This window comes from Kitasatospora sp. NPDC101108 (genome assembly GCF_055584725.1).
This window is the reverse complement of sequence record NZ_JBVJLM010000006.1, coordinates 403,311-426,871: the sequence shown is the minus strand read 5'-3', so window position 1 is coordinate 426,871 and position 23,561 is coordinate 403,311. Positions and strand designations below refer to the sequence as shown.

Here is a 23,561-nt window from a genome sequence, read left to right as displayed (position 1 = left end):
CGGACGGCCCACCCCGCCCCACGGGCGGTGGTGGGCCGTCCGACGTCGGCACCTCAGCGGTTCCGTGCACCCGGCGACCGTTCCTCGGACATTCCGGCCAGGCCCGCCGCCCCTCCCGACCCGGCTGCGCGCCGAGTCGTCCGTTGACCGCTGCGGCCCGTTCGGCGCGCCCCGGACGGGCCGCCCGGTTACGGTGGGTCAACCGGAGGGATCAAGAAGGTCGACCGGAGGGGGCAACCGGAGGGGCGAGCCGACGAGGGTGGGCTGATGAGCGAAGTGGTGGACCGGCGCCGGCCGCGCCGGCTCGCGCGGCTCGCACTGCTGTGCGCGTCGGCGGCGGTGGCGGTGCTCGTCTTCACCGGCCCGCACGGGCTGCTGGTGCTGCTCGCCGAACTCGTCGGGCTGGTGCTGACGGCCGCCGGAGCCTGGTGGGCGATCACCCGCCGGGCCCTGCCGCGGATCGCCGGCGCCGCCCTGGCCGTCGTCGCGCCGGTCGGCGTCGTCCTGCTGGCCTACGACGCCGAGGTGCTGCTGCTCACGGTGATCGGACTGGCCCTGTGGCTGGCCGGGCTCGGCTGCGCCCGCGCCGCGCTGCGGGCGGCCCGGCCGCCCCGGCCGATGCCGGTGCGGGAGGCCCCGCCGCCGCGCCGGCCGGTGCTGATCATGAACCCGAGGTCCGGCGGCGGGAAGGTCGAACGCTTCGACCTGGTCCGCCGTGCCGAGGAACTGGGCGCCCGGGTCGTGCTGCTCGACACCTCCGACCTCTCGCCGCAGCAGGACGTCGCCGAACTCGCCCGCCGGGCCGTCGCCGAGGGCGCCGACCTGCTCGGCGTCGCCGGGGGCGACGGCACCCAGGCCCTGGTCGCGGCCGTCGCCGCCGAGCACGACCTGCCGTTCCTGGTCGTCTCCGCCGGCACCCGCAACCACTTCGCGATGGACCTCGGCCTCGACCGCGCCGACCCCGCCACCTGCCTGGACGCCCTGCGCGACGGCGTCGAACTCGTCGTCGACCTGGGCCGGGTGGGCGACCGGACCTTCGTCAACACCGTCTCCTTCGGCGCCTACGCCCAGATCGTGCAGAGCCCCCGGTACCGCGACGCGAAGGCCGCCACCGCCCTGGACGCCCTCCCCGACCTGCTGCTGGGCGGCGGCGGCGCCCAGCTGACCGCCCAGGCCGACGACCACCGCATCGAGGCGCCGCAGGCCCTGCTGGTCAGCAACAACCCGTACGCCGCGCCCGACCCGGTCGACCTCGGCCGCCGCCCGCGCCTGGACGGCGGCGTGCTGGGCGTCCTCGGCATCCGCGTCGACGGCGCCGCCCAGGCCGCCGAACTCGCCCTGCTCGGCGAGCGGGCCGGCGGACTGAAGCTGCTGTCGGCGCGCCAGGTCACCGTGCACGCCGACGCCCCCGAGATCCCCGTCGCCGTCGACGGCGAGGCGCTCACCCTGTCGACCCCGGTCGTCTGCACGCTGCGGCACCGCGCCCTGCGGGTGCGCGTCCCGCGCGACCGCCCCGGCGCGGACCCGGCCCAGCAGGCCCGAGCCCACCGGCTGGACTGGCGCGACGTCATCCGCCTCGCCCTGGGCCGTACGGGCCCGTCCCGGATCGGAGGCCACTCGTGACCGGACGGGTCGCCGGTCGTGTCGCCGGTCGTGCTGCCGGTCGTGCTGCCGGTGTCGTCGGCCGTGTCGCCGGTCCGGTGCTGCACGACCTCGCGGCGCTCGACGGTGCGGTCTACGCCGCCGTCGCGGCGACCGACACGCCCACCCTCGACGCGGGCCTGCGGGCGCTGTCCCGGGCCGCCGACCACTCGAAGATCAACCTCTCCATCGCGGCGGCCCTCACCCTCGCCCCCGGCCGCTGGCGCCGCGCCGGACAGGCCGGCGCGGCCTCCGTCGCCGTCGCCTCCTTCACCGCGAACGTCCTCGGCAAGCACCTGGTCCGCCGCCCCCGCCCCGACCGCGAGGCGGCGCGGGGGGTGGGCAACCGGTACGTGCCGATGCCGGTCTCGGCCTCCTTCCCCTCCGGCCACGCCGCCTCGGCCTTCGCCCTGGCCACCGCGGTGGGCACACTCCTGCCCGCCACCGCCACCCCGCTCACCCTCCTCGCCTGCGCCGTCGGCTACTCCCGGGTCCACACCGGCGTCCACTACCCGGGCGACGTCCTGGCGGGCGCCCTCCTCGGCAGCACCTGCGCGGGCGCCGTACTCGCCGCGGGGCGGCGGTTCCCGGCGCGCTAGAGGGGGGCCGAAGCCGTCAGGGGACATCGGCACGGCGAACAACCACGCCGTCCGGGTGGACGGCGTCGACGGCCACGGGCGCGAGGAACTCCTCGGCCGCCGGTGCGCCCCGCCGTCGCAACCGCGGGTGGTCCTCGCGCCCAGGTGGAGGGGCCGGCCGCCCGTCGACCTGGTGCCCGACGCGGACCGGCGCCGACGGCTGGACGCCGCGGGCCGACCCGTTCCGGCCGTCCGCGGGCGGCCTCAGGGGCCGAGGGCGTCGGCGTCGACCGCGGCCGGCCGCCGCGGATCCAGCAGGAGCTGGACGCGGCTGATCCGGCCCGCGCGGACGGCGAAGCCCAGCACGGCGGCCGGCACGCCGGCGCGGGTGACCAGGGCGCCGGGGGAACCGCTGACCAGCACCGGCGTGAACGCCGGTCCGTCCTGGCAGAGCGTCACGGCGCGCTCCGCCACCTGCTGGGCGCCGTGGAGCGGGGGCCAGCCGTCCGCGTGCAGCTCCGCCTCCGGTTCCAGGAGGGCCGCCACTGCCGCCGGGGCGCCGTCCAGCACCGCCGTGCAGAAGGCGTCGACCAGCCTGCGGCGCACGGCCGGGCTGCCCTCGCCGTCCGCCTCGCGCGCCTCCTGCACCAGGCGGCGGGCCTGCTCGGTGAGCTTGCGGGTGTCCGCCGTGGTCCGCTCCAGGACGGTCGCCACCTGGTCGACGTGCAGCCGCGACAGGTCCTGCAGCACGAAGGCGACCCGCTCGGCGGGAGCCAGCGCGTCCAGCGCGACCAGCAGGGTGAGGCCGACCGGGGCGCCTCGGCCGGGGCCGCCGGACGCGTCCGCTTCGACCACCGCGTCCGGCAGGCGCAGCCCCGCCTGCCCCGCCCGCCGCCCCGCCTGCCCGGTGCGCTCGCCCAGCCGGTCCAGGCAGACCCGGCCCGTCACCACGGTCAGCCAGGCGGCCAGGTCCGCCACCTCCTCCGGATTGATCCGGTCGAGCCTGGCCCAGGCCTCCCGCACGGCCTCCTCGGCCTCGTCGAGCGACCCCAGCAGCGGGTAGGCGAGAGCACGCATCCGCGGCCGTAGGTGCTCGAACTGGCCTGCCTGCCGCTCATGGTCGGGCACGGTCACACTCCTCGATCCCGGGGCGCGTCGTCGTGGCTGGACCTTACTCGGAGATTGCGGTTGATCACACCGGGTGGTGCCGACGGAATTCCGCGCCGCGCTGGTGGCGTTGGGCCGGCCCCGCTGTCCTCGCCGGTCGGAGGCGGTGGCGCTGTCGTTATGCTGTCCGGCGATCTTGTGCGGCGTGACGGGGTATCGGGGGATTGACCATGGGATCGGACGTCGTCGGGGGCGGTACGCGCTCGCGGAAGCGGACGTGGCGCCGGGTGCTCCTCGCGGTGGTCGCCGTGCTGGCCGTCGCGGGCGCGGCGGGTGCGGTGGCGATCCACCGGATGACCACCGGGAAGCTCGATCACGGCACGGTGTTCACCGCCGGCTCGGGTGAACTCGTCGTCAAACCGGGGCAGTTGTTCTCGGTCGAGGTGAGCGCCCACCGGTCGTGGGGTGATGTCTGGACCGTCGCCCAGGCCCCCGACCCCGCCGTGGTGCAGACCGTCGGCGCCGAGTACGTCCGGAACTTCGGCCTGCCGGACCTGACCGGTGCGATGGGCGCGGACTCCGGCGGCCACTACGACTTCGTCTTCCGCGCCGCCCAGCAGCCCGGCCGGACCACCGTCACCCTGCACGTCGGCTACCGCGACACCCAGGGCGTGACGTTCTCCGGCGGCCCGGAGCAGACCAGGCGCCAGTTCACCGTCCAGGTCGGCTGAGCCCGCCTCCGCGCCGACCCGCCCCGAGACACCTCCCGTTCGTCTGCCGGACGGGGGTGGGTCCAGGCCCACCCCCAAGCCGGGGTGCAGCTGGATTCTGCCGCTGGTCTGCGGTGCCTAGATTCGATCACGAGCCGCCCCGGGACGGGGCGGGCGTCAGGGATCGGGTTCGGGGAGGGCGTTGTGCAGGGAACGGTGGCGGAGGGGGCGCCCGCGCTGCGGCTGGTGGGGCTGCGGAAGCGGTTCGGGGCGCACACCGCCGTGGACGGGGTTGACCTGGTGGTGCCGAGCGGTTCGTTCTACGGGCTGGTCGGTCCGAACGGGGCGGGGAAGACGACGGCGCTGTCGATGGCGGTCGGCCTGCTGCGGCCGGACGCCGGGAGTTCGGCCGTCTTCGGGATCGACGTGTGGAGCGACCCGGTGCGGGCCAAGGCGCTGGTCGGGGTGCTGCCGGACGGCATGATGCTGCCCGAGCGGCTCACCGGGCCCGAACTGCTGCACTACCTGGGCCGGTTGCGCGGACTGCCGGGCGCGACCGTGGACGCCCGGGCCGAGGAGCTGCTGGCCGTCCTGGAGCTGGACGAGGCCGGGCGGACCCCGGTGATCGACTACTCCACCGGGATGCGCAAGAAGATCGGTCTGGCGACGGCACTCCTGCACGCCCCCCGGCTGCTGGTGCTGGACGAGCCCTTCGAGGCCGTCGACCCGGTGTCGGCGGCGACGATCCGGGTCATTCTGAAGCGCTTCGTCGCCGCCGGCGGCTCGGTCGTGTTCTCCAGCCATGTGATGGCCCTGGTCGAGCAGCTCTGCGACCACGTCGGCGTGATCGCTGCGGGCCGGGTGCTGGCGGCCGGACCGGTGGACGAGGTGCGGGCGGGGCGGGGGCTGGAGGAGGTCTTCGTCGAGCTGGTCGGCGGCCGTACGGGTGGGGAGGAGGGGCTGTCGTGGCTGGCGTCCTGAATCGCGCGGGTGCCCTGAAGCCCGCAGCCGTCCTGAACCCCGCAGCTGTCCTGAACGCCGCAGTCGTCCTGACCGGGATGAAGCTGGCCGTCCTGCGCCGGTCGATGTCCGGCCCCCGGGCGGCGAGCCTGATCGCCGGGGGTGTGTGCGGCGTCCTGGCGGCCGTCGGGACCGCCCTGCTGGGGCTGGTGGACTTCCCCGTCCCGGAGGCCGGGGTCGGCACCATCGCCCTGGTGCTGCTGGTCTGGACCGTCGGCTGGGCGCTCGGCCCGACCCTCACCGGCGGCGACCCGACCCTGCGGCTGTCCTACTTCACGCTGGTGCCGCAGCCCCCGCGCCGGCTCGCCCTCGGCCTGCTGGCCGCCTCGTTCGTCGGCATCACCCCGCTGGTCGGCCTGATCGCCTTCTCGGTGCTGATCGTGTTCGGCGCCGGGCTGGGGCTGCTGCCCGCGCTGGTCGCCGTCCCCGCCACGTTGCTCCAACTGCTGCTCGTGGTGGTGCTCGCCAAGCTGAGCCTGCAGTGCCTGGGCAGCGTCGCCCGTTCGCGGCTCGGCTGGGAGCTGTCCGCGCTGCTGGTCGGGCTGGTCTGCGGGTTCCTCAACACCGGCTGGTTCGGTCTCGCCTTCTTCTTCAAGCTGCTCGGCGGCCACGGGGCGCCCGTGCTCGGCACGGTGGTCCGCGCTCTGCCGTCCGGCTGGTCGGTGGTCGCCGTGGACGCCGCCCGGCGCTCCGACTGGGCCCTGGCCGGCGCCTGCCTCGGCGGACTGCTCGGCCTCTGCGCGCTGCTCTTCGCCGCCTGGACGGCCCTGCTCTCCCGCCGGCTGGTGCGCGGCACCGCGGGCGGCAGCCGGGTCGCCGCCCGCCGCCGTGATGCCGCCCGCGGTGGCGCCGCCCGCCGTGGCGCCGTCCGTCGGAGCGCCCGGCTGCGGGCCGTCCCGGACAGCCCCGCGGGCGCCGTCCTCGGCAAGGAGCTGCGGCTGTGGGCGCGCGACCCGCGCCGGGCCCGGTTCCTGCGGATCGCCCTGTGGACCGGCCTGTTCACCGGTCTGCTGCCGATGCTCGGCGGCTTCTCCGCCGTGCTGCCGTGGAGCGGTGTCGTCCTCGCGCTGTACGCCGGCGCGCTCGGCTCCAGCCTGTACGGCCTGGACGCCGGCGCCCTGTGGCTGACCCTGGTCGCCCCCGGCGCCGAGCGGATCGACGTCCGGGCCCGGCAGTGGGCCTGGCTGCTGGTGATCGGCCCGGCCGCCCTGCTGCTCACCGTGGCCGCCACCCTCGCCGTCCCCCACGGCCGGGCGTGGCCCTGGCTGCTCGCGACCCTGCCCGCCGTGCTCGGCGCCGGGGCGGGCCTGACCCCGCTGATGTCCCTGCTCGGCCCGGCACCGTTCCCGGACCTGCCCGGCGGCAACCCGCTGGACGGCTTCAGCGACGAGAGCGGCGACCAGGCCCGGATGCAGAGCCTGGCCGTGCTGCTGCTCCAGCTCGCCGCCGCCCTGCCCGCGGCCGGGGTCGTCCTGGCCGGCACCCTGCTGGACAGCGCGCCGCTGCGGTGGGCGGGGACGGCGGTCGGCGTCGGTACCGGGCTGCTGTACGCCTGGTGGCTCGGCCGGGCGGCCCGGCACCGGCTGGAGACCCGGGGGCCGGAGCTGCTCGACGTGATGCGCAAGGGCGTGCGGCGGCAGGGGACGGAGCCGGCCCGCTCGCCCGAGGAGCAGGAGCGGCAGGACCGGCTGAACGCCCTGTCCCGCCGCCGGACGGCGCGCGCCGGGCTGCTGGTGACGGTCGGGATGCTCTGCGTCGCCCCGCAGGGCGGGGTGGCGCTGGGGATGTCGCTGCTCGCACCGGCGAACCGGAGCTGGTTCCTGGCCCTGTACCTGCCGCAGGGCTGGCAGGTGCCGGTGGCGGCGGGGTTCATCCTGCTGGGCTCGGTCTGCCTGTTCGGCGTGTACCGGCTGATCCGCGCCAAGCACGCCGCCACCGGGGACTAGTGAACGGGGCCCGCTGCCATCATGATCGTCCAGCATCCGATCCGACCGGAGGTCCCGTGAGCACCCTGCAGTCCCGAGGCGCGGAGGCGCTGCGCGACGCCGTACGGGCGCTCGGGCGCCTCGCCGTCCTCACGCTCCTCGTCCCGGTCGGGGCGGTGCTGGCCGTGCTCTACCTGGTCTCGTTCCTGCTCTGGGGCTGCCTCGGGATGTTCCCGCTGTTCCCGGCGGTCACCAGGCTGGTCCGCACCCTCGCCGGCGCCGCCCGGTGGGCCTCCGGCCACTGGTCGCAGGTGCCCGTACCGGTGCCGTACGTGCCGCTCCCGCCGCTGGAACGCACCCTGCACGGCTGGTTCTGGACCGGCCACGACTACCACAAGAACCGCAGGTTCGCGTCCTTCGCCCGCACCCTGCGCTGGCTCTGGAACGACCCGGCGACCTGGCGCGACGCCGGCTGGCTGCTCGCCGACCCGCTGGTCGGCGGCGCCGTCGCGGCCGCACCCCCGCTGCTGGTCGGCTACGGCCTGTACGGGCTGGCGCAGCCCGTCCTGCCCCAACCCGGCCCCGGTTACGGCCTGTTGCCGCTGCCCGGCCTCCTCGGCCCGCTGCTGGGACTCGTCCTCGTCCCCGCCGGGCTCGCCCTCGCCCAACCCGCCCTGCACCTGCACGGCCGGTGGACCCGCACCCTGCTCGGGCCCACCGAACGCTCCCGGCTCGCCCAGCGGGTCGAGCAGCTCACCGAGATCCGGCTGGACGCCACCGAGGCCCAGGCCGCCGAACTGCGCCGGATCGAACGGGACCTGCACGACGGCGCCCAGGCCCGGCTGGTCGCGGTCAGCCTCCGGCTCGGCGCGGTCGTGCCGCTGATCGACGGCGACCCGGAGAAGGCGAAGCAGGTGGTGACGGACGCCCAGGAGAACGTCACCCAGGCACTGCAGGAACTGCGCGACCTGGTGCGGGGCATCCACCCGCCGGTGCTAGCCGAACGCGGCCTCGCCGAAGGGGTGCGGGCGCTCGCGCTGGACGTGCCGCTGAAGGTCGAGGTACGGGCCGAACTGCCGGGCCGGGCCGAGGCGCCGGTGGAGTCGGCGGTGTACTTCGCCGTCAGCGAGGCGCTCACCAACGCGGTCAAGCACGGCGACGCCCGGCATGCCACGGTGGAACTCACCCACGCCGCCGGACTGCTGCGTGCCGAGGTGACCGACGACGGCCGGGGCGGCGCCGATCCCGCCGGCGGCAGCGGCCTGCGGGGCATCCGGCGCAGACTGGCGGTGTTCGACGGTACGCTCACGCTGACCAGCCCCCCGGGGGGCCCGACCAGGCTGATCATGGAGCTGCCGTGCGCGTTGTCCTCGCCGAGGACCTCGTCCTGCTGAGGGACGGACTGGAACTGCTGCTGAGCGCCCACGGCCACGACATCGTCGCCGCGGTGGAGAGCGGGCCCGAACTGGCCGCCGCCCTCGCCGAACACCGTCCGGACATCGCCGTGGTCGACGTCCGGCTGCCGCCCACCTACTCCGACGAGGGGCTCCAGGTCGCGCTCGCCGCCCGCCGCGAACAGCCCGGCCTGCCCGTCCTGGTCCTCTCCCAGCACGTCGAACAGCTCTACGCCCGCGAACTGATCGCCGACGGTGCCGGAGGCGTCGGCTACCTGCTCAAGGACCGGGTCTCCAAGGCCGACCAGTTCGTGGACGCCGTCCACACCGTCGCCGCGGGCGGCACCGTCATGGACCCCCAGGTCATCACCCGCCTCCTCGCCCGCAACGCCTACGACGAGCCCCTCGCGATGCTCACCCCGCGCGAACGCGACGTCCTCGCGATGATGGCCGAGGGCCGCTCCAACGCGGCCATCGCCCAACGCCTCCACTTCAGCGAGGGCGCGGTCAGCAAGCACACCTCCAACATCTTCGCCAAACTCGGCCTCGGCGCCTCCGACGACGACAACCGCCGCGTCCTCGCCGTCCTCGCCTACCTCGACGGCACCCGCCAGCCGTAGACCCCCAGCCCAGGCCCGCCCTACCGCCGCCCCGACCTCTCGCCGCACGAAGCTGTCCGGCCCGGGTCTCGCACAGGGCGTCGGAGGGCATGGCCTGCCCCCGGCCCCGGCCCCGGCCTCCCCGAGCGGGTGTGGGCCGGCACAGGAAGTCGGCCCGGTCGACTTCCTGTGCGGGGTCGGGTGGGTGGGGGCGTCGGTACGATCGGGGTATGGGTGGTGCGGAGGAAGAGGCCTGGGACGGCGAGGCGGCCGAGCGGGCGGTGGCGGTGCTGAAGGCGGTGGCGGATCCGTCGCGGTACCGGCTGCTGTGGGCGCTGAGCCGGCGGGAGCTGCCGGTCAGCGAGCTGGCCGCGTTGCTGGGTGCCCATGTGGCCGCGACCTCCCAGCACCTGGCGAAGCTCCGGGCAGCGGGTCTGGTGGTGGCCCGCCGCGAGGGGACGCGGATCTTCTACCGGGCCACCGAGGTGCGCGGCCTGCTGACCGAGGCCGCCGTGATCGCGAACGACCTGCCGGTGCGGGGCGGCGACCGCGACGGGGACCACGCCACGGCCCCGGCCGCCGCGACCGTGGAGCAGCCGTTCGCCCGCGCCGCCCGGGCCGTCCGCGGAGTGCGCCGTCGGCCCGTGACCGATCAGCCTGCCTGACGATCCGTCATCGGGCCGAAGGCGGGCGGCCGAGACGCTACCGTTGGGCGGGTCAGGGACGGAGGCGGAGGGCGGAGCCTGCCGCGCGTGGTGCTGGGGGTGGTGGGGGCATGGTCGATCCGCTGTCGATCTCGGCGGTCTCGGGTGTGTTGGGGGCGGTCAGTTCGTCGATGGCCGGGGAGGCCGGCAAGTGGGCGTGGGAGGCGTTCGGCGGGCTGGTTCAGCGGGCCACCGGGCGCCAGGTCACGGCGCCCGCCGGGGCCACCGAGCGGGAGGCCGTCGCCCGGCTGCTCGTCGAGGGGGCCCGCCGCGATCCGGCGCAGGCCCGTGCGCTGGCCGCCTGGATGAGCGGCGTGCCGTCCGGCGCCCCGTCCGGCGGGGCGGACGCGGTGCCGCGCCTGTTGCCCGCCTCCACCCGCTACTTCACCGACCGCAAGGGCCCGCTCGCCGCCCTCGACAAGGAGGGCGGCCGCAAGCCGGACGGCCGGCCCCGGCAGGCGCTGCTGCACGGGCCGGACGGCATCGGCACCAGCGCGGTGGCGATCCACTGGGGCAGCCGCGAGGCCGCCCGCTTCCCGGACGGCCAGCTCTACGCCGACCTGCGCGCCGCCGGGCCGCAGGGCGCCGCCGATCCGTCGACCGTACTGCGCCGCTTCCTGCACCGCCTGGGCGTGCCCGCCGAGCACCTGCCCGCCACCGTCGAGGACCGCGCGGACCTGTTCGGCGCCCTGCTGGCCACCCGCCGCCTGCTGGTCGTGCTCGACCACGCCCACTCGGCCGCCCAGCTCCGGCCGCTGCTCACCTCCGCCGCCGGGGTCTTCACCGTGATCACCGCCCGCCGCCCGCTGGCCGGGCTGGACGCCGTGAACATCCCGGTGGGCCCGCTCGCCGACAAGGACGCCCGCCGGCTGCTCACCGAGGTCGCGGGCAAGCAGGCCGTCACCGCCGCCCGGGCCGCCCTGCCCGGCGTTCTGGAGCGCTGCGCCGGCTACCCGTTCGCGCTGCGCGCCGTCGCCCCCGGCCTCGCCGAGGCCGCGCTCGCCGGATCCGCGTCCACCACACAGCCGGCCGCCCCGACCGATCCGGCCGAGGCCGCCGCCGAGGACCGCTACCGGCAGCTCCCGCCGGACGCCGCCCTCGCCTACCGCCGCTGCGCCCTGCGCCCCTGGCCGGGGCTGACCGCGCGGGTCGCCGCGGCCGCCACCGGTCTCGCCGAGCCGGACGCCGCCGCCGCGCTCGCCGAACTCGCCGACGCCGGACTGCTGGAGACCGCCGTCGACGGCCGGCACCACTACCGCCCGGTCGTCCGCCGGCACGCCGAGGCCCTGGCCGTGCGCGAGGACGGGCTCGCCGCGTGCGCCGCCGCCGTCACCCGCACCGTTGACGCGCTGCTGCGCCTCGCCGTCGCCGCCGACTGCGCCGCGCTGCCGCAGCGTTGGCACCTCGGCCCGCTGTACGCCGTCCTCGGTCCGAACGGCTACCCGGACGAGGCGCAGGCGCTCGCCGCGCTCGGCGCCGAACTGCCCAACCTGGTCGAAGCCGTCCGCGCCGCCGAGGAGTTCGCCGCGCCCGAGCTGGTCTGCCAGCTCGTCGAGGCGCTGTGGGCCGTCCAGCTCAAGGCGGGCCGGCACGACGAACTGCTGCCCGCCCTGCGGGCCGGCGCCCGGGCCGCCGCCGCGCCCGGGACGGCCTCGCGCGTCGCCGGCCGGATGCACGGCCAACTCGCCCTCGCCCTGGTCGAGTTGCAGGAGTACCAGGAGGCCGAGCGGCACCTGCTGCTGGCGGCGGAGGCCGAGGAGAAGGACGGCCACCTGCGCGGCCAGGCCACCGCCGTCGAATCGCTGGGACTGCTGCGGCTGCGGCAGTGGCGCTACGCCGAGGCCCTGGACTGCTTCGACCGGGCCGTCGGCCTGCTCGACGGCATCGGTCCGGAGGGCGAGGGCAGTGCCGATCTGCCGCGCGCCCGCGCCCTGTTGGGCCGCCACCGGGGCCGGGCGCTGCGCGGCCTCGGGCGCTTCGGCCCGGCGCGGGCCGCGCTGGAGGAGTCGGTGGTGTTCTTCCGGGGCACCGGCGAGGGCTACAACACCGCCCGGGCGCTCACCGACCTCGCGCAGGTGCTGATCGAGCAGGGCCACGGCCCGCAGGCGCTGCCGCTGCTGGACGAGGCGGGCACCCTGCTGGAGCGGCAGGGCGCGACGTTCCACCTGGCGCCGCTGGCGGTGCTGCGCTCGCTGTGCGTCAACGGGACGGAGTGACCGCCACCCGGTGGACGGCCCCGCCGCTGCATACCGCCAGCTCGGCGGGCTCCCGGCCGCTGTGCGCGGCCCGCCAGGCCAGCAGGGCGGAGGCGGCCGCGGCGGGGTCGAGGCCGAAACCGGCCAACTCCCAGGCGCGGCCGGTGCGTTCGACCACCGTGCAGGCGTCCGGGCCGGTGATCAGGGCGGCCAGCGCGCAGGAGCGGTGACGGCCCAGCACCTCGGCCGCCCACTGGCGGGGCGGGCCGAGCCGAGGGTCGTCGGGGCGGCCGGGCGGGGTGTGCTGGAGGATCAGGTCGGCCAGGTCGAGTGCGCCGGGGTCGAGGGTGTCCTCGTGCACCGCCAGGTGGCCGTCGCCGGGGCCGTCCGGCTCGTACCGGGCGGCGGCGAACCGGCGCAGCGTCACCGTTCCGTCCACCACCTCGGTGAGCACCCGCAGCGGCGCCGTGACCAGGGCCGGCTGGTGGGCGGGCAGCGGAAGCGGGTCCAGCAGCGCGGGCGCGGCCGGCTCGGGGATGCCGATCAGCCGGTAGAACAGCGCCCGCAGGCGGTCGGCGGACTCGCCGGGACAGGACGTGGTGAGGGTCGCCGGTCCGGTCGGGACACGGCCGTCCGCGAGGACGGCGTCGAGCTGCGGGCGCAGTGGGCCGTACGGGTCCAGCCGGGGTGCCTCGCGGACGAACTCGGCGACCTGCGAGGACTGTTCGAGGACGGTGAGGCCGGGCGCGGCGACCAGCACCGGGGTGCCGATCGCCGCGGCGTAGTAGCTGACCGAGCCGAAGTCGCCGAGGACGGCGTCGGCGGCGATCAGCGCCTGCCGCCAGTCCCTCACCGGATCGACGAGGGTCAGGCCCGCCCGGGCGGCGCCGTCCAGCCACAGCCGGATCTGCCCGGGGCCGTGGCCGTGCCAGACGTTGGGGTGCAGGACGGCGGCGATCCGGTACTCGTCGACCGGCAGCTCGGGCAGGCGTGACAGGAGGAGCGGCAGTACGTCCGATGGTTCGCCTTCCGGCGTGTCACGGGCGTCACGGCCGCCCGGTGCGTCGTGCGCACCGCCGTCGCCGAACAGGGAGGTGGGGTTCCAGGTCGAGTTCAGCAGGACGAGGCGCTGGCCCGGGCGGACGCCCAGTGCCCGGCGGAACGCCTCCCGGCGGGGGCGGGCGGCCAGGATCCGGTCGAAGCACGGATCACCGCCGAGCACCGCCGTGCCGGCCGCCTCCGGACAGGACGCCCGCAGCCGGTCGAGCTGGGTGGGGTGGGACAGCACCATGGCATCGGCGACGGGCGCGCCGTCCGCGGCGAGTGCCCACTCGGGCGACAGCCCGAAGACGGGGTCGGCGCCGGAGCCGCCGGCGCCGAGGGCAGAAGGCGCCCGGTGTCCGGTGTCCGGTGTCCGGTGTCCGGTGTCCGGTGTCCGGTGTCCGGTGTGGCCAGCCTCTTATTGTAGCCAACCCCGTGCGAGAGCACCGCCAACTGTCCCTTGACCGCTTGCAGTTGACCGCCGAAGCTGGCCGAGATCGCCAGGTCCGCCCCGATGTCCAGCGCCTGCTCCCAGGGCAGTACGGGAACGCCGAGCGCCGCCAGCAGTTCGGAGGTTCCGGAGCGGAACGGCGACGTTCCCGGGCAGGTGGCCAGCAGCTGCACCCGCAGGTCGTCCCGGAACAGGCCGACCACGTCGAGCAGCCGGGTCGCCGAGGTCACGTTGTGCACGATCAGCAGCACCCGCCGGCACCCGCCGCGCGTCGCCCACCGGTCGGCGTCGCCACCGACCGGCACCCGGATCCACCCGTCCCGCAAGCCGCCGCCCTCCCTGCCCGTCGCCCGTCGTACCAGCCCGCCGTTCCAGTCCGCCGTTCCAGCCCGTCGTTCCAGCCCGTCGTCCCCCGCCCCGGGAAGCTTAGCGATCACGGGCGCACGCCGCGCCGCCAGGAGTCCTCCCCGTCACCGCCGTCGCGGAGGACCTGGGCGCGGCGGAACAGTTCGTCGGTGCGGTCGGCGAGGACGCCGCCGAGCAGCAGTTGCGGGTGGTAGAAGGACTTGGCGGCCTCGGCGACGGCGGTCGCCGACAGGTCGATCTGGTCGATGCCGGTGCGGCGCAGGCCTTCGATGGAGGTTCCCCAGACGACCCGGGCGATGCCGGCCCAGGCGCAGGCGCTCATGCACATGGGGCACGGTTCGGCGGTGGTGTAGAGGGCGGTGCCGGCCCATTCGGGGCTGCCGTAGGGACGGCCGTAGTCCTCGATGGCGACGATCTCGCCGTGCTGGACCGGGCTGTCCGCCGAGGCGGTGCCCCGGGCCACCACCCGGTCCGCGCGGACGATGACGGCGCCGAACGGGTAGCGCTCGTCCTTGCGGCCCTCCTCGATGGCCGCGGCCATGAAGCGCTCGTGGTCGTGGGAGGCCGCGGCGGGGGTCGCGGTCGGCAGCACCAGCCCTGCCGCACCGACCGTTCCCAGGAAGTGACGCCTGTTCAACACTGCCGGTTCTCCCTCGGGCTGGGTGTTGCGGTCACCGCGGTATTGTCCCCGGCTGGGCGTCCTCCAGCCGGTATTCCCGCCGCGCCGCGTCGTAGCCGAACAGGCCCGCGTAGCGGCCCCAGTCGGTCGCGGTCTCCAGCTGCCGGTCGACCTGTTCGCTGGTGTAGTGGTGGGCGAGCAGGTCGCGGAAGAACCCGGCGCGGAGGGTGGTGCCGGGTGCGCTGCCGAGGCTGTTGGCGATCAGTTTGACCAGCGGGACGTCGAGTGCGGCGCCCGCGAAGAGGGCGCGGGAGTCCTGGACGTCGGCGTGGGCGAAGGCGGCGCCGTCCTCGGTGAGCAGGAGGTCGTCGCCGTGGACCTCGGCGAATCCGAGCAGGTCGAGGGCGTCGACCTGGGGGAGCATGTCGTCGAGGTCGAGGCCGAGTTGGTCGGCGAGGTCGGGGAGGTCGCAGCGGCCGTCGCGGTGGGCGATCATCTCGGCGAGGCCGGAGAGGCCGTCGACGCTGGCGGTGGGCAGCGGGGTGTTGGCCACCGTACGACGGTCGGAGCGGTCCGGGTCGTGCCGTTCCGGTTCGTGCCGTTCCGGGTCCGGCCGAAGGGCCGGGCGGGTGGTGTCCTTGGCGCGGCCGGTCATGATCCGGTAGACCCGGTCGACCAGCTCGTCGAAGGCGGCGGAGTCCCGGTCGCGCGGGCGCTCCAGGTCGACCTCGACGGTCTCCCGGATGGTGCCGTACGGGCGGGAGCCGAGGACGACGATGCGGTCGGCCATCAGCACCGCCTCCTCGATGTTGTGGGTGACGAGGACGACGGCGCGGGTGGGGAACTGGCCGGAGTCCCACAGTTCCATGAGTTCGCCGCGCAGGTTCTCGGCGGTGAGCACGTCGAGCGCGGAGAACGGCTCGTCCATCATCAGGACGTCCGGTTCGACCACCAACGCCCTCGCGAAGCCCACGCGTTGGCGCATCCCACCGGAGAGCTCCTTGGGATAGGCGTTCTCGAAGCCGGCCAGGCCGATCAGGTCGATGGCCTGGTCGGCGGCCCGGGCGCGTTGGCGCGGGGGCACTCCGCGGGCTTCCAGGCCGAGTTCGACGTTCTGTCGGACGGTCAGCCAGGGCAGCAGGGCGAAGGTCTGGAAGACCAGTGCGGTGCCGGGGTTGGCGCCGGTGAGCGGCGTGCCGCGGTAGCGGACGGTGCCGGAGCTGGGCGGGAGCAGGCCGGCCAGGCAGCGCAGCAGGGTGGACTTGCCGGAGCCCGAGCGGCCGAGCAGGGCGACGATCTCGCCGGCCCGGACGGTGAGGTCGATCCCGGAGAGCACCGGCAGTTCGCCGTCGGCCCCGGCGTAGGACTTGGTCAGGCCGACGGTCTCCAGCAGGACCTCGCCGTCCTCCAGCAGGCCCCCGTCGTCGACCGTTTCCGTGGCGACGGGAGCAACAGCGGGAACAACAACGGGAGCAACAGCGGCGGAGCGTGAGAACGGGAAGCGCATCGGACGGGACCCCCAGGGCTAGAGCGAGTAGCGGCGCTCGGCCAGCCGGTACAGGCGGCGCCAGAGCAGGCGGTTGAGGACGACGACGTACAGGCTCATCACCGCGACCCCGGCGAGCAGGTGGGGGTAGTCGCCGCGTTCGGTGGCCCGGGCGATGTACGCGCCGAGGCCGGTGGCGGTGAGGGTGGTGCCGCCGAAGGTGACGACCTCGGAGACGATGGCGGCGTTCCAGGCGCCGCCGGAGGCGGTGATGCCACCGGTGACGTACGCCGGGAAGATGCCGGGGATGATGAGCCGGCGCCAGCGCTGCCAGCCGCGGACGCCGAGGTCGTCCATGGCCTCGCGCAGGTCGCTGGGGATGGCCATGGCGCCGGCGATGGCGTTGAACAGGATGTACCACTGGGCGCCGAGGGCCATCAGCAGGACGCCGCCGAGGTCGAGCGACAGGCCGGTGCGCAGCAGCAGCCAGACCACCAGCGGGAAGAGGAAGTTGGCGGGGAAACTGGCGAGGACCTGGACCAGGGGCTGGGCGATCCGGGTCAGCCGGGGGGAGAAGCCGATCTTCACGCCGATCGGCACCCAGACGACGGTGGCCACCGCGACCAGCACCACGACCCGGGCCAGGGTGGCGAGGCCGAGCAGCAGCGGTTCGCCGAAGACGCCGAGGCCGGTGGCGTGGGCGAGGTAGCGCCCGAGGTCGACCAGGCCCCAGAGCACGACGCCGCCGGAGAGGAGGGCGAAGACGAGGTCCCCGGTGCGCTGCCGTACGGGGCTGACGGCGAGCGGCCGGTCGTCGGTGCCGAAGACCCGCCCGGCCCGGTTGAGGGCGTGGCCGACGGGCCGCGACGCCCGGCCGAGCAGGGCGGGCAGGCGGGAGCGGCGCAGCAGGTCGAGGACGGCGGAGCGCTGCACCTCGGTGGCCTCGGACTGCTCGTTCTTGAAGCGCTCGGCCCAGGCGGTGAGCGGCCGCCAGAACAGGAAGTTGACGCCGACGACGAGGACGGCCATGGTGGCGATCGCCCAGCCGACCCGGCCGAGGTCCCCGGCGGCGATGGCGGCCCCCGCGTAGGAGCCGACCCCGGGCAGGGCGTACCGCTGGTTGTCGGCGCTGATCGCCTCCGAGGCGACCAGGAAGAACCAGCCGCCGCCGAAGCTGAGCATGCCGTTCCAGACCAGGCCGACCATGCCGGCGGGCAGTTCGACCTTCCAGAACCGCATCCACCGGCTGAACCGGAAGGAGCGGGACAGCTCGTCGAGTTCGCGCGGCAGCGAGACCAGCGAGTGGTAGAAGCCGAAGGTCATGTTCCACGCCTGGGACGTGAAGATGGCGAAGACGGCCGCGCATTCGAGGCCGAGCATCGAGCCGGGGAACAGCGCGAGGAAGCCGGTCACGGCGACGGTGAGGAAGGCGAGCACGGGCACCGACTGGAGGATGTCCAGGGCGGGGATCAGCACCCGCTCCAGCCGTCGGCTGCGGGCCGCGGCGTAGGCGTAGCCGAAGGTGAAGCCGACCGAGACGACGAGGGCGGCGAACATCCGCAGCAGCGAGCGCGCCGCGTCGTACGGCAGCCGGGCCGGGTCGGTGTCCACGGCGGCGTCGCGGGCGGTGGAGAACCGTACGGTGGTGCCCTGCCCGACCCGCAGGGCGAGGTAGAGCACGACCAGCACGGCGGCCGCCACGACCACGTCCACCCAGGCCCTCGGGCCGGGGCGGCGCGCAGCCCGGGGCGGCAGCGGGCCCCGGGGCGGCAGGGGGCCCCGGGGCGGCAGGGGGCCCCGGGAGAGGCCCGGGACGGACTTCGGGAAGGGCATGGCGGGGACCTCCGGCGCGCAAACCCGGGCAGTCTGCTCCCTCCCGACGTCCGTACGCAAATGAACCAGTGCTCAGACTGCCGTTCGGACCGTGCTCGGGGCCAGGTCCGGCCGCTCGGCCGCCTCGACGAACTCCAGGAGGTTGCCGACCGGGTCGGTGGTGTAGAAGCGGCGCCGGGGCGGCAGGCTGTCGTCCCAGACCACCTGGGCGCCGAGTTCGGCGAGCCGGAGGGCGAAGTCGTCGATCTCGCTGACCGCCATCCCGGGGTGGGCCCTGGTGTTGGGGCGGAAGCGCTCGTCGATGCCGAGGTAGAGCCGCACCCGTCCGCCGTCGGCGGCGAACCAGCAGCCGCCGCGCCCGGTGAGCGGCCGGGGCTTGGGGATCTCGGCCATCTGCAGGACGTCGCCGTAGAAGGCGCGCAGCAGGGCCTCGCTGCCGGGTGGCGCGGAGAGCTGGACGTGGTCGAGGGCCGTGATCACTGCGGCCTCCTGTCGAAGGGGGTGGACGTGGTGTGCCGCCGGGCCGCGGTGACCAGCAGCCGGGCGGTCGGGGTGGGCAGGTCGAGGTGGTGGGCGATCCACTGGGGGTCGTGCCCGTGGGTGGCGAACACCCAGGCGGTGTAGAGCCGGTTGAGGCCGGGGGAACCGGGGGCGAGCAGGAGCGGGCGGACCTGCTCCATCGGGAAGCCCTCCAGCGAGCGGGCGCTGAACCACTGGGTGTCGTCCTCCGGAGCGGTTCCTCGGGACCGGCCCGCCCGCTGCCGGCCGTGGGCCAGCAGCAGGGCGAGCAGCAGTCCGGCGACCGAGGCGCCGATGAGCACGCCGGAGAGGAAGAGCCGCAGGGGCTCGGGGGCGACGCCGACGGCGAGGCACTGGAGGGTGAGCAGGAGCAGGACGCCGCCCAGGGCCGTCGTTCTGCCGGTCCGGGGGAACGGGTTGGCTGCTCTGGTCATGCGGTGTCCTCCTTCTGCGGGTTCGGCTTTTCGGTGGTTGGTTCAGGCGGCGCGGACCAGCCGGGGGTCGTACTTGTAGCCGATCTGCCGGACGGTGGCGATCGCCTCCCGGTGGCCGGGGCCGAGCTTGCGGCGGAGCCGGGCTATGTGGGTGGCGATGGTGCGGGTGTCGCCGGTGTCGGGCCGGCCCCAGACGGTCTCCATCAACTGGCGGCGGGAGTGCACCCGCAGCGGGTTGCCGACCAGGTGCGCGAGGAGCTCGAACTCCAGGTACGGCAGGTCGAGGTGCTGGCCGTCGACGGTGACGGTGCGCTGCTCGGGGTCCACCACCAGGCCGGAGTCCGCGGTGACGACGGGCTGCGGGGCGGGCGCGACGGTGCGCCGGGCGGGGGCGGCCGTGGCGGCGTGGTCCGAGAAGATGGCGTCGAGCCTGGGGTAGCGCACGGCCATGGCGGATGCTCCTTCGTCGGGTCGGGTCGGGTCGGGTCGGGGGTCGGGTCGGGTCGGGTCGAGGACGGTTTCGGTCAGCGGCCCGGGCGCCAGGAGGCTTCCAGGCGGGCCGTACCGTCCGGTGCGGTGACGGTGTGCCAGCTGGCCCGCAGCCGGGTCGGACGGCCGGTCGGGGCGGTCGGGGCGGCGACGGCCTGCAGGACGGAGTTGTCCAGCGGGCTCGCTGCCAGGCGTCGGCCCACCGCGGCGAGGGCGGCGCGCAGTCGGCCGCGGTCGGTGGACGGAAGGGCAGGCTGGAAAGCGGCAACGATGGACATGGCAGGTCACCTCCGTGACAGGACAAGTGGATGTGAACAAATGCGGCTGTATGAAGGAGAATTGATGACTCGTCAGGCAGCTGCGCCCGCGCGCTCGGCGGCGGCGTGGGCCAGGCGGCGCGCGGCAGCCGGCGGGAGGTCCGCGAAGCGGGCGAGCCAGTCCGGGCGGTGGCCCTGGCGGGCCAGCAGGTAGGCCAGGTGGACGCGGGGCTCGTACGCGGAGGCCGGGGTGTCGGGCGTGCCCGAGAGGGGGCAGGCGCCGGGGTCGTCGAGGCGGTAGGCGCGCTCGACGCCGTCGTGCAGGGCGAGCCGGACGCTCGGGCAGCGGTGGAACGGCGTGGTGTCGGTGTCGGTGGCGGTGCGGATGGTGGTGCCGAGGGCGGTACCGGTGGGGCGCATGGCCGTACTCCCTTCCTTTCCCCGGGTGCGGGGCGGTCGAGGGTTCCGGGGCGGGGCCGGGGGCGGTGGGCGGTCGTGCGCGGTCGCCGCCCCCGGCGTCCGGGTCAGTGGTTCAGGGCGGTCTGGACGACCTTGATGATGACCATGATCATCGCGATCAGCAGGTAGGTGCGCAGCGCACCCATGCCGACCTTGCGGGCGGTGGACATGACCGGCTTCTCCAGGGTCTCCAGCGGGGGCATCCGCCAGTTCTCCCGGCCGGTGCGGTCGATCGGGTCCTCCTTGGTGCCCTTGCGGCCGAAGGTGAAGAAGTACCCGGCGACCAGGACACCCGTTACGCCGCAGCCGGCCATGATCCAGAGCAGGGCGTCGGAGCTGATGTCCGGCCAGACCACGGCGGCGGTCAGGATCAGCGACAGCATCACCAGGATGCCGACCACCGCGGAGGTGAAGGCGTTGGTCTTGGGACCGTTGCGCCAGGGGCCGAGCACGGCCCTGTCGTTGCAGAGCAGCAGCAGGAAAACGGTCGCGGAGGGCAGCAGCACCCCGGCCAGCACCTGGACGAACTGGGTCATCAGGCCCTGCGCGTAGTCGGTGGACAGCAGGGTGATGGCGGCGGCCACCACGACCACGCCGGCGTAGATGCCGTAGAAGCCCTTGGCACCCTTGACTCCGCGGTGCAGCGAGTGCTTGATGCCGAAGACGTCGCCGATGGCGTAGGCGGTGGACAGCGAGACCGCGAAGGCGCCGATGATCGAGGCGTCCAGCAGGGCGATGGCGAACAGCACGCCGACCACGTGACCGGCCTTGTCCTCCAGCCCCTTGGCCACGCCGGCCGCGTCGGAGAACTGGCCGAAGCCGTCGGTGCCGGCGAACGCGGCGGCGCAGAAGCCCATCATGGCGGAGGCGCCGATGATGACGATGGCGATGCCGATCCACAGATCGGCCTTCTCGTACTTCATGAAGCGCGGGGTGATGCGCTTGTCGATGACGTAGGACTGCTGGAAGAACAGCTGCCAGGGGGCGACGGTGGTGCCGACGATGGAGACGATCAGCAGCATGACGGTCGCCAGCTCGCCCGAGCCGCCGGGCATGCTGGGGACCACGAAGTCGTGGGCCAGCTGCGAGGTCCTGGGGTGGACCATGAAGTAGATCGGCACCAGCAGCAGCGAGCCGACGCACAGCGTCACGGCGACGCGCTCGAAGCGCTGGAAGGAGCCGGTGAAGGCCGACGCGATGATCACCGCGGCCGCCAGGACCACGGAGGCGACCTTCGGCAGGCCCAGGTACCCGGCCGCGAGTGTCACCCCGATGAACTCGGTGACCAGCGTCAGCGCGTTGAGCAGGAAGAGGTCGATGACGCTGAACGCGCCCCAGAACTTCCCGAAGCGCTCCAGGATGAGGCGGGCGTGGCCGACGCCGGTGACGGCGCCGAGGCGCAGCACCATCTCCTGGTTGACGTACAGGACGGGGATGAGCAGGGCCAGCGTCCACAGCAGCTGGGTGCCGTAGTTCTGCCCGGCCTGGCCGTAGGTGGAGAAGGCGCCGGCGTCGTTGTCGCCGACCATCACGATCAGGCCGGGGCCGACGATCGCCAGGAGGGTCTTGAGTCTTGCGCTCAGGCCCTGGCGTGGTGCCTGGTCATCGAGCCGGATGGTGCCGAGCGCACCCTTGATGTCGCCGATGTGGGCGTCGTCGAGCGCCGCCGAACGCGGCTGCGGGGGCTTGGAGTTGAGAGTGGTGTCGGTGGTCATGGCGTTCCTCCCGTGGGCCCCGGGCGGCGGGGCGGTTGGGGGCGCGCGGCAGCAGCCCTTTCCTGCGTACGGGCGCGGAGCATCGGCGCGCGGCGGTGCGCGCCCGTGCGGGCACGGCGAAGCCGCGTGCATGGTGAGCCGATGCTGATGCGCCCTCAAATCAACGCGTGGAGAAGGTTGTTACCGCGTGCCGGAGGTGTACGGGGCGTACGAGGACAGGCGGGGGCAGGGGCTACTGTGGCCCGGACTACTGCAATCCATGTCTCTCGCCTCCTCCCGGTCGGCGCACCCCGTGGTGCGTGTCATCGACGCGGCAAGGAGTTCGCCGGCGCGCGGAACGGCCACCGGTTCACCCCAACTCGTCAGAGCTTTGGCACTCCACGGCGTGTCCAACCCCCCTGGGCCGGAAGCCACTTCGGATCAACCCTTAGGTCGGGAGGATCTGTCCTAACCCTGGGCGTCTCTCGACGTCGTCGGATCAGTGGCCTGTGTCCGTGAAGAAGCCTCACCGAACGAGGTGCCTTCTTCAAACCTCCAGAAGCATAGACCGGCCGGAGCGCGATACTTGCGTACTTGGTAGAACCTTTACTGTCTGGGCGGGCCGCGGGCGTTCCGCCGCCCGGGTGACGCGGGTTTGGCCGCCACGCGCCCACGGAACGACTTCCCGCCGTACCCGTAGCGGCACGGCACCGGCCCGTGCCCGGAACCGAGGGGTGGCATGGCGACCACAGGCTCCCAGGGGGCTCCCCGGCAGGCGAGGGCACTGGCGCTCGCCCGGAAGCCGAAACTGTGGCTCTTCCCGAGCGTCCTGTGCGCACTGGTGGCCGTGGTGCTCTCGCTGCTCTACATGGGCGGCATCGTCAACCCGAACGGGAACCTGCACCGGCTGCCGATCGCCCTGGTCAACGCCGACCGGGGCGCCCCGCCGCCCGGCCGGGCGGTGAACTCCGGCACCGAGCTGACCCGGGCGGTGGTGGCCGGCACACCCGGCGAGACCGTCGACTGGAAGCAGACCGACGAGGCCGGCGCCCACGACCTGATCTCCTCCGGCAAGGTCTACGCCGCGCTGCTCGTCCCCGCGGACTTCACCGCCGCCGTCACCGGGCTGGCCACCGGCGGGGCCACCGCGCGGCCCACCCTCACCGTCCTCACCAACCCGGCTCTGGGCAGCCTGGGTGCCTCGATGGCCTCGCAGATCGCCCAGGGCGCCGCCCACCAGGCCTCGCTCGCCACCGGCAGGCAGCTGCTCGCCGCCGTACCCGCCACCAAGTCCTCCGGACCGGACGGCGGCGCCACCGCCCGACTGCTGCTCGCCGACCCGTTCACCGTCACCACCAAGGCCGGCCCGATCGGCAGCCACAGCGGGCTCGGCCTGAGCGCCTTCTACTACGCCCTGCTGTCCGTCCTGAGCGGCTTCATCGGCGGCAACATCATCCACAACGGCGTAGACGGCGCGCTCGGCTACAGCGACAGCGAGATCGGCCCCTGGCACACCCGCCGCCCGACCGTACCGATCAGCCGCACCCAGACCCTGCTGCTCAAGATGATGATGACCGCCGGGATCATGCTGCTCACCACCTCGCTGGTGCTGCTCTGCACCGTAGGCATCCTCGGCATGGACGCCCCGCACATGGCGATGCTCTGGCTCTTCGCCTACTGCGCCAGCCTGGCCGTCGGCCTCGGGGTGCAGGCGATCAACGCCGCGTTCGGCGGGATCGGGCAGCTGGTGTCCATGTTCGTCTTCATCGCCCTGGCCCTGCCGTCCTCCGGGGCGACCGTCCCGCTGCAGGCGGTGCCCGCCTTCTACCGCTTCCTCGGCGCCTTCGAGCCGATGCGACAGCTGAGCGACGGCATCCGGGCGATCCTCTTCTTCGACGCGCGCTCCGACGCCGGACTGGCCCGCGGCTGGACCATGATCGCCGTCGGCGTGGTGCTGGCCCTGGCCTTCGGCTTCGGGATGACCCGCTACTACGACCGCAAGGGCCTGCACCGCTGGACGCCCCAGCCCTCCGACTAGAG

21 protein-coding genes and 1 riboswitch are annotated in these 23,561 nt (G+C 74.6%); of the genes, 10 read left to right on the top strand and 11 right to left on the bottom strand.

Annotation, left to right across the window (positions count from 1 at the left end; all coding sequences use genetic code 11):
* Positions 1-267 precede the first annotated feature (267 nt).
* Together ACZ6Z8_RS17220 and ACZ6Z8_RS17215 are read left to right on the top strand one after the other, a co-directional pair.
* The gene (locus tag ACZ6Z8_RS17220; protein WP_465610514.1) at positions 268-1,623 is read left to right on the top strand and encodes a diacylglycerol/lipid kinase family protein; all 1,356 of its coding nucleotides are present in this window, start codon (positions 268-270) and stop codon (positions 1,621-1,623) included.
* 77 nt (positions 1,624-1,700) lie between these two features.
* A complete protein-coding gene (locus tag ACZ6Z8_RS17215) occupies positions 1,701-2,240 on the top strand; it encodes a phosphatase PAP2 family protein (protein ID WP_465610512.1) in 540 nt (179 codons plus the stop codon).
* A 243-nt stretch (positions 2,241-2,483) separates the two neighbouring features.
* Here the strand turns inward: ACZ6Z8_RS17215 and ACZ6Z8_RS17210 are convergent, their stop codons facing one another.
* Positions 2,484-3,347, bottom strand: a complete 864-nt coding sequence (locus ACZ6Z8_RS17210) for a sigma factor (RefSeq protein ID WP_465610510.1) — start codon at positions 3,345-3,347, stop codon at positions 2,484-2,486.
* 209 nt (positions 3,348-3,556) lie between these two features.
* Between ACZ6Z8_RS17210 and ACZ6Z8_RS17205 the strand changes: the two genes are divergently transcribed.
* From ACZ6Z8_RS17205 to ACZ6Z8_RS17175, 7 genes are all read left to right on the top strand, one after another.
* The gene (locus ACZ6Z8_RS17205; RefSeq protein WP_465610508.1) at positions 3,557-4,057 is read left to right on the top strand and encodes a protease inhibitor I42 family protein; all 501 of its coding nucleotides are present in this window, start codon (positions 3,557-3,559) and stop codon (positions 4,055-4,057) included.
* Positions 4,058-4,240: 183 nt separating this feature from the next.
* Positions 4,241-5,017, top strand: coding sequence for an ABC transporter ATP-binding protein (locus ACZ6Z8_RS17200; protein WP_465610506.1), 777 nt, complete (start codon positions 4,241-4,243; stop codon positions 5,015-5,017).
* Positions 5,002-7,002, top strand: a complete 2,001-nt coding sequence (locus ACZ6Z8_RS17195; protein ID WP_465610504.1) for a hypothetical protein — start codon at positions 5,002-5,004, stop codon at positions 7,000-7,002. Before ACZ6Z8_RS17200 ends, ACZ6Z8_RS17195 begins: the two co-directional genes overlap by 16 nt.
* A gap of 56 nt (positions 7,003-7,058) precedes the next feature.
* Entirely contained in the window at positions 7,059-8,375 is a 1,317-nt protein-coding gene (locus ACZ6Z8_RS17190; protein WP_465610502.1) for a sensor histidine kinase, read from the top strand.
* Entirely contained in the window at positions 8,339-8,995 is a 657-nt protein-coding gene (locus ACZ6Z8_RS17185; RefSeq protein ID WP_033349081.1) for a LuxR C-terminal-related transcriptional regulator, read from the top strand. Before ACZ6Z8_RS17190 ends, ACZ6Z8_RS17185 begins: the two co-directional genes overlap by 37 nt.
* 209 nt (positions 8,996-9,204) lie before the next feature.
* A complete protein-coding gene (locus ACZ6Z8_RS17180; RefSeq protein ID WP_465610500.1) occupies positions 9,205-9,639 on the top strand; it encodes an ArsR/SmtB family transcription factor in 435 nt (144 codons plus the stop codon).
* Between the two features lie 110 nt (positions 9,640-9,749).
* Complete coding sequence (locus ACZ6Z8_RS17175; protein ID WP_465610498.1) at positions 9,750-11,894, top strand: tetratricopeptide repeat protein; 2,145 nt, start codon at positions 9,750-9,752, stop codon at positions 11,892-11,894.
* Here ACZ6Z8_RS17175 and ACZ6Z8_RS17170 read toward each other — a convergent pair.
* From ACZ6Z8_RS17170 to ACZ6Z8_RS17125, 10 genes are all read right to left on the bottom strand, one after another.
* On the bottom strand, positions 11,878-13,164 hold the full coding sequence (locus ACZ6Z8_RS17170) for a hypothetical protein (protein WP_465610496.1): 1,287 nt from the start codon (positions 13,162-13,164) through the stop codon (positions 11,878-11,880). The genes ACZ6Z8_RS17175 and ACZ6Z8_RS17170 overlap by 17 nt on opposite strands.
* A gap of 634 nt (positions 13,165-13,798) precedes the next feature.
* The gene (locus tag ACZ6Z8_RS17165) at positions 13,799-14,371 is read right to left on the bottom strand and encodes a nucleoside deaminase (RefSeq protein WP_465610494.1); all 573 of its coding nucleotides are present in this window, start codon (positions 14,369-14,371) and stop codon (positions 13,799-13,801) included.
* Between the two features lie 31 nt (positions 14,372-14,402).
* Positions 14,403-15,857 carry an ABC transporter ATP-binding protein gene (locus ACZ6Z8_RS17160; RefSeq protein WP_465610492.1) on the bottom strand — a complete coding sequence of 485 codons (1,455 nt, stop codon included), beginning with the start codon at positions 15,855-15,857 and terminating at the stop codon, positions 14,403-14,405.
* An 18-nt stretch (positions 15,858-15,875) separates the two neighbouring features.
* A complete protein-coding gene (locus ACZ6Z8_RS17155; RefSeq protein ID WP_465610490.1) occupies positions 15,876-17,669 on the bottom strand; it encodes an ABC transporter permease in 1,794 nt (597 codons plus the stop codon).
* 72 nt (positions 17,670-17,741) lie between these two features.
* Complete coding sequence (locus tag ACZ6Z8_RS17150; RefSeq protein WP_465610488.1) at positions 17,742-18,149, bottom strand: VOC family protein; 408 nt, start codon at positions 18,147-18,149, stop codon at positions 17,742-17,744.
* Positions 18,146-18,622, bottom strand: coding sequence for a hypothetical protein (locus tag ACZ6Z8_RS17145; protein ID WP_465610486.1), 477 nt, complete (start codon positions 18,620-18,622; stop codon positions 18,146-18,148). The genes ACZ6Z8_RS17150 and ACZ6Z8_RS17145 overlap by 4 nt, the downstream gene beginning before the upstream one ends.
* A gap of 42 nt (positions 18,623-18,664) precedes the next feature.
* Positions 18,665-19,072 (bottom strand): winged helix-turn-helix domain-containing protein, encoded by a 408-nt coding sequence (locus ACZ6Z8_RS17140; protein WP_465610484.1) that lies wholly within the window; start codon positions 19,070-19,072, stop codon positions 18,665-18,667.
* A 74-nt stretch (positions 19,073-19,146) separates the two neighbouring features.
* Positions 19,147-19,389 carry a hypothetical protein gene (locus ACZ6Z8_RS17135; protein WP_465610482.1) on the bottom strand — a complete coding sequence of 81 codons (243 nt, stop codon included), beginning with the start codon at positions 19,387-19,389 and terminating at the stop codon, positions 19,147-19,149.
* 72 nt (positions 19,390-19,461) lie between these two features.
* Positions 19,462-19,788 (bottom strand): hypothetical protein, encoded by a 327-nt coding sequence (locus ACZ6Z8_RS17130; protein WP_465610480.1) that lies wholly within the window; start codon positions 19,786-19,788, stop codon positions 19,462-19,464.
* Positions 19,789-19,892: 104 nt separating this feature from the next.
* Complete coding sequence (locus ACZ6Z8_RS17125; RefSeq protein WP_465610478.1) at positions 19,893-21,542, bottom strand: NRAMP family divalent metal transporter; 1,650 nt, start codon at positions 21,540-21,542, stop codon at positions 19,893-19,895.
* Positions 21,543-21,888: 346 nt separating this feature from the next.
* Positions 21,889-22,066, bottom strand: a riboswitch (M-box (ykoK) riboswitch).
* A 194-nt stretch (positions 22,067-22,260) separates the two neighbouring features.
* Here ACZ6Z8_RS17125 and ACZ6Z8_RS17120 point away from each other — a divergent pair.
* Complete coding sequence (locus tag ACZ6Z8_RS17120) at positions 22,261-23,559, top strand: YhgE/Pip domain-containing protein (protein ID WP_465610476.1); 1,299 nt, start codon at positions 22,261-22,263, stop codon at positions 23,557-23,559.
* The last annotated feature ends 2 nt before the right edge of the window (positions 23,560-23,561 follow it).